This is a genomic window from Collinsella aerofaciens (genome assembly GCF_040926405.1).
In the GTDB taxonomy this organism is placed as follows: Bacteria; Actinomycetota; Coriobacteriia; order Coriobacteriales; family Coriobacteriaceae; genus Collinsella.
Window position 1 is genome coordinate 49,764 of record NZ_JBCOIG010000014.1, and the last position, 7,115, is coordinate 56,878.

At 57.3% G+C, this 7,115-nt stretch carries 5 protein-coding genes and 1 tRNA gene; 5 read left to right on the forward strand and 1 reads right to left on the reverse strand.

Features of this window, described 5'->3' with window-relative positions; genetic code table 11:
• From AB5758_RS06440 to AB5758_RS06460, 5 genes are all read left to right on the forward strand, one after another.
• Positions 1-194: hypothetical protein (locus tag AB5758_RS06440; RefSeq protein WP_368155441.1), on the forward strand; the 194-nt coding region annotated here is incomplete at its 5' end.
• A 70-nt stretch (positions 195-264) separates the two neighbouring features.
• The gene (locus tag AB5758_RS06445) at positions 265-2,706 is read left to right on the forward strand and encodes a tetratricopeptide repeat protein (protein ID WP_368141436.1); all 2,442 of its coding nucleotides are present in this window, start codon (positions 265-267) and stop codon (positions 2,704-2,706) included.
• A gap of 201 nt (positions 2,707-2,907) precedes the next feature.
• The gene (locus AB5758_RS06450) at positions 2,908-3,951 is read left to right on the forward strand and encodes a DUF8462 domain-containing protein (RefSeq protein ID WP_368155443.1); all 1,044 of its coding nucleotides are present in this window, start codon (positions 2,908-2,910) and stop codon (positions 3,949-3,951) included.
• A gap of 209 nt (positions 3,952-4,160) precedes the next feature.
• Positions 4,161-4,251 (forward strand) — tRNA-Ser (locus AB5758_RS06455).
• A 176-nt stretch (positions 4,252-4,427) separates the two neighbouring features.
• Positions 4,428-5,579 (forward strand): TM2 domain-containing protein, encoded by a 1,152-nt coding sequence (locus tag AB5758_RS06460; RefSeq protein WP_035136829.1) that lies wholly within the window; start codon positions 4,428-4,430, stop codon positions 5,577-5,579.
• 160 nt (positions 5,580-5,739) lie between these two features.
• On the opposite strand, the gene AB5758_RS06465 is transcribed toward AB5758_RS06460, so the two are convergent.
• A partial coding sequence (locus AB5758_RS06465; protein ID WP_368155444.1) for a D-alanyl-D-alanine carboxypeptidase family protein occupies positions 5,740-7,115 on the reverse strand: 1,376 nt, incomplete at its 5' end.

Consider the following 7,115-nt stretch of genomic DNA (forward strand, 5'->3'; position numbering starts at 1 on the left):
GCGGGCGAGCGCGCCGGCAGGCGGGCGAAGCCGGTGCGGATCCGCGCAGCGGATGCGCGGAATCCTATACGCCGCACCAATTGAACTTGAAGCCTCCGGCAACGGGGGCTTTTCTTTTACGTAAGCACTGCATGGATTCGAACCTCGGTCGAGGCGCGGGCGTGAAGCGGACGATTTCTTATCGACTCGTGTAAGATTCCGAGTAGGTATCGCGGCCTATCCGCGACCACTCCTTCTCTCAACGACCGATCAGGGTGATACTTCGTGGCAGAGCGTCCGACATACAAGCTCAGGTTTCTCGATCCCAAGAAGCGCTTTCCGGCGATGCCCGAGCAGCCTGCGGGACGCTCATATGGCGTGGTCTGGAAACTCTTTGGCGAGGACCAGCATGAATCTTGTTATGTCGTCGAATTCGTTGGCAAAAGTCATGTGTCGCTTTTGGGCTACGTAAGCGTTTCGGGTGAGGTGTACAAGGTGGACCGCCCCGTTAGCGAGGCTCCGCTGCCCAACGATCCCGACATGGAACTGGTCCTTGACGAGTCGGATTCCAGTATTGGTGAGATTATGGTAAGGGAAGCCAGCGGTGCAATGCGTACGTGCGCGCGAACCGTCGGCTCTCCCGAAGGCCCCATGCGCGAGCAGTCCGATCACGATACATGGAATTCGGCCCGCTCCCTTCCTTACGGCGAGTTCATGGCATCGATGTTCCTGCGCTACGTGATATTTGCCAACTCCGAAAGCGCTGTTGCGAACACGGCGGACGCCGACGGTCTCGATGCGGACATGCAAAACGTTGTCGACAAGATCAAGCTCGTAAAGTTGCCCGAGCCGGTCGAGGTGTTTTTGGGCTTTAACACGGCACCGCTACCTGACGCTATCGAGACGCTGCTCTACCGCGTTGACCATGCCGAGAATCCGAGCGGTATCGAGCGTTATGCCGCCGCCCTTATGAGCGAGGTCGACTTGCCCCGTCTGCGCACCATTGCCGCCAAGTCCGAAATGAGCCTAGCGCGCATCGACCGGTCGAAGCTGTTCTATCTCAATTTTGATCGTAGCCTGCTGGACCAGGGCGAGATTGACATGCTGCTTGCCATCGAGTGCCGTCTCAACCGCCTCTCCGGCATCCTCGAGCGCATCGGGGCCGGATTGGCCCCTGCGGCATCCTCGCCGAGCCTTGAGGGCTGCGCGCTCTTTGATGCGTGGCATATCGCCAAGACGACCAACGATGTTCCCCGACTGCTCGATACGACCTCGAGCGATAACCCGTGGGGCAAACCGGGTACGGTGGCTTGCCAGCCGGGCGGTGAGTGGGATGTGCGTACCCGCTTCGCGCGTATTGTCGAGGCGCTCAACGTGGTCACGCGGCTCGACTATACCTATCGGGCAAATGTTGCCGAGGGGATTATGCTCGTTCGGTTTGGGCACTCTGTCGTGAATGCCATGCCGCAACGTGAATACGACGCTCAAGATGACGCCTGGCGCGAGCTGGAAGAGGACACGCGTGCGATCTGGGCCGCGGAGCACGATGCGCGCGTGGCACTCACGCTTGCGGCAGCGTGTTTTGCCGCGGGCACCTGCATCACGCGCTGCTATGTGCAGATTGCTGCTCCCGACAGTGAGCAGGGCGAGCGCGTTGTCGCAACGTATTTCTTTGGGCGCGCGGCCTATCTGGCCGATTGCGTGCCTGTCGCCAAGGATCTTGAGAGCATGGACATGGACGATATGCCGTGCAAGCGTGTGCTTGAGGCGTATGAGTCAACCGCTCCGGAGACGATTGAGCCTGCGGAGGTTCATGCTCGTCCGCGTGATGACCATCGCACACTGCCGCCGGCGCTGCGCGATCTGCTGCTCGCCGATAAGGCTGACGAGTTGGAGGTCATGGAAGAGGACGATGACCCATACGTGGCCCGTGTTGTTGAATTGCGCGAGCAGGCAAAAGTCGACCGTACAGGTGCTTTTGAAGGCTTTTCCCGTCTTGTCGAGGAGTTGGAGGCTAAGTGCGCCGTCGCCGAGCTTTTGGCGACAGGTCCGGTTCAAACGCAGTTTTGCGATAACCAGCTGGTGCGCATGGTGCTACCGGTGTTGGAAGAAGACCGCTCTGTGCGAATCCTTCGTGCGCCCGATGCGCTGTACTTTGCCCAGCACGAGATCTGCAGCTTTTACGCCGAGCAAGAGGACTTTGAACGAGCGCTGCCCGAGGTGCGCCATCTTTACGATCTGGCGCGCTCGTCCATGCAATCGCACTTTGCGCTCATCAACGTGCTTGCGCGTCTGGAGCGCTTTGACGAGATTATCGAGGTGGCGCGCCACGGCCTACGTATTGCCAGCGATCGTTCTGCAATCGGCTACCTGTTCTATCGCTTGGCGTTTGCCTATTGGAATTGCGATCAGCTCGACCTGGCGCTGGCTTGTTACCGTCTCGTGCCGCGCGGCGAGGAGTCGGGCAGTAGCGCGCTGGAAGAAATGCAGGGCCTTATGAACGAGATGGGCGTTAGCGAGCCTCCGACGTTCGAGGAAGCGGGCGAGACTATCCGCAAGGCTGGACTTGAGTTGCCGCCAGTGTCCGCCGTGACGAATCAGCTGGCAGATGCCGCTGTGCAACTGGTCGACAACGGCTTCTTTTTCCTGGCACGCGGTTGCATCTTCCAAATGTGGCGCACCATGGGCAACGACGAGCTCGGCTCCCTCAACCGCTCGCTGGGGTAGGGGCGATATAGAGGGGCCGCACCGCGCTATTTGTATCGGCGCGGGCGGGAGGACCCGGCAGGATTGGTAAGGCATAAAGCCGCCGAGCCTGCTAAAACTGTTAAACTCTGCTAAAGTTGCTAAACTTTGTTAAAGTTGTTAAAACTAGCAGAGGAGGGCAGAATGACGAAAGCTGTTAACCCCTTTAAGCCAACGGCGGGCATGAATCCGCCTGAGCTTATCGGACGGGACACTGTTTTGGATGACTTTGCCGAGGCTCTTGAGAATGGTCCTGGTGCCCCCGATCGACTCATGCGCATCTCGGGCGTCCGAGGCACAGGTAAAACGGTGCTCCTTAATGCATTGGGTGACCTTGCACGCAAAAAAGGATTCGAGGTCGTTGACGTTGCCTCCAATGCTGGTTTTTGCAATAGAATCCTCGAGGCTCTGCAGCGAAACGTTCGTCTTGAATCAATCTCGATTTCCCCATCGATTTTAGGGGTCAGCCTTGGCTCCATGGAGATGTCGAAGTCGGCCTCTCATCTGGGCGAGGCGATGTACGATGCTGCGAAGCGCGGTGGTCTGCTCATTACGCTCGACGAGATCCAGGATGCCTCAACTGAGGAAATGCGCGAGCTAGGCAATGAGATGCAGCTCTTGATCCGCCAAGGAGCGAATGTCGCTTTCGCTTTCGCCGGGCTGCCGACATCGGTAGATGGCGTGGTGGTGGATGATACGTTGACGTTCCTTCAGCGAGCCAAACATGTTGAACTTACTCGGCTTTCCGATTTTGAAGTTGGCGGATCGTTTGAGGATACGATGAGACGAGCGGGCAAGGAGCTCGACAAAGGTGCCGCTGAGCTATTAACAAAAGCTTCGGCAGGCTATCCCTTTATGGTCCAGCTGGTCGGATATTACGCTTGGCAGGTTGCTGCGCGCAGTGGGGCGGAGAGCGTGAGCGAAGAGGCGGCTCGTAAGGGTATCCAGGCGGCTCTTGATAGCTTTAATGCTATGGTGATTGCCCCAGCGCTGCGCAGGGTGTCGGAACGGCAGTTTCAGTATCTCGCGGCGATGGCTCAATGCGAGGGCGTCGATATCGCCAACGGCGATATCGCCAAGAAGATGGGTTTGTCGGCGAACAAAGTTGGGTCATATCGCAAGCGTCTGATCGATGCGGGGTTGATTGAGCCCGCGGGCTATGGCCGTGTTTCGTTTGCAATTCCATACATGCGCGATTATCTGTTGGAGACCGTTCGAGAGGACTAATAAAGAATGGGCTGTCCGCGCTGTCGCTGGGGCCGTCCTTGTATCTTTGTCTCAACCTGTAACATCTGGAGGGGATTACGGCCTGCAGATGTTACAGGTTGAGATGATTGACTGAGACGTTTACTGGTAAAAGAGAGGTAAAAGAGGAAACGCCTCAAAATTCCCCTTGCCCAACTTCGGCTGTTTGGTTACTATAGAACGGCTGTTACGGAGAGCTGACCGAGAGGCCGAAGGTGCTCGCCTGCTAAGCGAGTATGCCCCAAAAGGGCATCTGGGGTTCGAATCCCCAGCTCTCCGCCAGTATGACTTTGAAGAAGGGTCCCATTTGGGGCCCTTTTTTATTATCAAGAATGGCAGCTGGGGATTAGAGTCCGAAAGGGCGTGAACATTAGGCAAACACGGGGCGCTTGAAAACGGGGAGACCCAGGCGTGCTCGTGCACCCCGGTGTGGGGTTCCGAGGGGATGGAGTAGAAATATGGTAAAGGTCGGGCTGCGTAAGCCGAATCTAAAGACATCACTCAAGGCAAGAACGACCGGCAGAGCGAAGCGCGCGGTAAAGCGGGCGATAATCCCCGGCTATGGTAAGAAGGGCATGGGGTGGATCAAAAATCCGAAGAAGGCTGCTTACAATGCCGTATACAGCAGAACGACCGTCGGAGTTGGGGATGTCGCTCGCGCCGTTGCTAAATCAGGCGCTCGGAGCTCGGCGTCAAGGACGTCCTCAATTACTGTTTCATCGCATGAAATTACACCTTTGGCGAAGCCTGAACAGAAATCTCTCACTCGAGAGATTACGTCGGTTGACAGGGCAAACAAGGCGCTTTTGCTATGCTTCCTTCTTGGGTGGTCGGGCGCTCATAGGGCGTATGCACGGATGTGGGGTAGCTTCTTTCTATATCTCTTTACCTTTGGCCTTTTTGGATTTGGTTGGCTGTTTGATATTGTGACACTACTGATGAGACGCTCCGAGCTAAGGCGTCTCGGCGACAGTGATCAGACTCAACAGCAAGCGCCATGTTCCGTTGATTCTACATTCGATCGAAATGTCGCCGACTCCGGAAATTGGGAACAGCGTGGAGATGGGGAGGCTGCGGCTCGGCTAGAGCTTCAACGTAAAAACCGTGCCTATATGGAAGAAAACGGCATCGACGTGGAGATGTTTACCGAGGAAAAGGTCGCGGCGGACGCCTTGCGAACCATTGAGTCGGTATGCCCGTGCATGCTTAGGTTTGACCGAGGCATGAGCGAAGAGGAGCCAAGCATCAGCTTTTGCTCTCCAACAAAGACGGGGAAGATGCCCAAGAATGTCGTCGAGGCCCGCATTTACCATCAGGACGTGAAGCTATTGATGGATTCCCACGGCTTCGAATTGCCGGAGTATGGTGACAGCATCAATGTCATGATTAGTTATCTAGCTGATGGGCGCATAAATAAAGTCGATATCCATGGGTTCCATAATGGCCGCTCCGTTAGTGTCTCCATTCGCAGGCGGAGCGACGATCTTGTTATGACGAGTGCGGGCACCATCGGAGAAACGGGTGCCTGGCAATCGCTGTGTCCTGGGGCAGACCCCTCAGCTGGGGACCTTTTCAGGGCCTTGACCAAGGAGGTCGAAAGGATCTACTAGCATGCCCGGTGGACCCGTTTTCAAGGTCCGAAAAGACACAGCGAAGGTAAACGGCTAGCAATGTCGCTTTGGTGATTCTGACGCATCCCGTTTAAGAGGTATTCAAAAAGAGGCGCCCGTTGGACGCCTCTCCAATCTCAAATGTAATGTTCCCCCAGCCCTACACCTCGGGCGCCTTGGCTACGGTCTCGCTCTCTGCCGTGAGTGGCCGGTTGTCGATGCGGCGGCCCAGGCGGTCGAGCTTCACGAGGAGCCATTCAATGGGATTCGGCCCTGTGCCTTCCTCGTCGGCAACCAGGTCCATGACGGCGACCTTGGTGCCGTCCTGCTTGAGCGTAACGCTGCCTACCTTGTCGCCAACATGCACCGTGCCCGAAAGATCGTCGTAGCTAACCTTTTCGGTCACCTCGCCGGCAAGGGAAAACACGGTCGCTTGCGCCGTAGGATCGGCGAGCGTGGCGTCGATCGTCTTATCCGTCCAGTCGGTTTGACTGATGCGCGCCATAAGCGGGTTGCCGTTGGCGGTCTTTTCCTGCGTGTTGGCGATTGCGACCGCCGCCTTGTGACCGTAGTACCAATTGGCAAGGGTTGCGGTATCGGTAAAGCGCTGGTCGGTGGTGGTGGAGTTCAAAACGACGGTGTAGATCTCGTCGCCGTCGCGGTTGTAGGCGCTCGTAAAGCAATAGCCCGCGTCGTCGGTGGTGCCGGTCTTGCCGCCGATGTTGCCATCTTGGCCCAGCAAATAGTTATGCGTGTCCATGGAATGCGAATGGTCGGTGCCGTCGGCGCCCGTGGCCTCGATCCAGGAATCCTCGCTCGCTACGACCTCGCGGATCGTGTCGTTTTTCATGGCCTCCTGCATCATCAGCGCTACGTCGTGTGCGGTTGAGTGCATATCGCCAGCCCACTCATCAAAGTCCAGACCATGCGGGTTTTCAAAAAGCGTACCGGTGCAGCCGAGCTTCTTAGCGCGCTCGTTCATGGCCTTCACAAATGTGGCCTCGGCGTCTTTGGTCTTAGGGTCGATCTTCTTGCCCACATATTCGGCGAGCACGATGGCGGCGTCGTTGCCCGAGGGAATCATCAGGCCGCGCAGCGCCTGCTCCACGGTAAGCTTGTCGCCTTCGAGCAAGCCGGCGGTCGAATTGCCCACGGTGACTGCGGCGTTGCTCACCGTGACCTTCTCGTCCATCTTGCAATTCTCGACGGTTAGGATTGCGGTCATGACCTTGGTGATCGAGGCAATCTTGACCTGCTCATCGGCGCCGCGCCCATAGTAGACGGTGCCGTCTTTGCCCATGACGAGGGCATTGGTCGCATCGATATCGGGCAGGTTTTCGGCCGTGATGCCGCGCGCATCGGCGGTTTTGCCGCAAACATTGTCGGTCGTGAGCACTTGGGCGCCGGCGACGGTGGGCGCGCCAGCGGCAAGGGCGATAGCGCAGACAAAGCCGGCGGCAAGCTGGGCTGAGCGCTTTGCAAAAGAGGTGAGGGACTTCACAGATTTCGCTTTCGACGGGATGGTCTCTTCTGAAA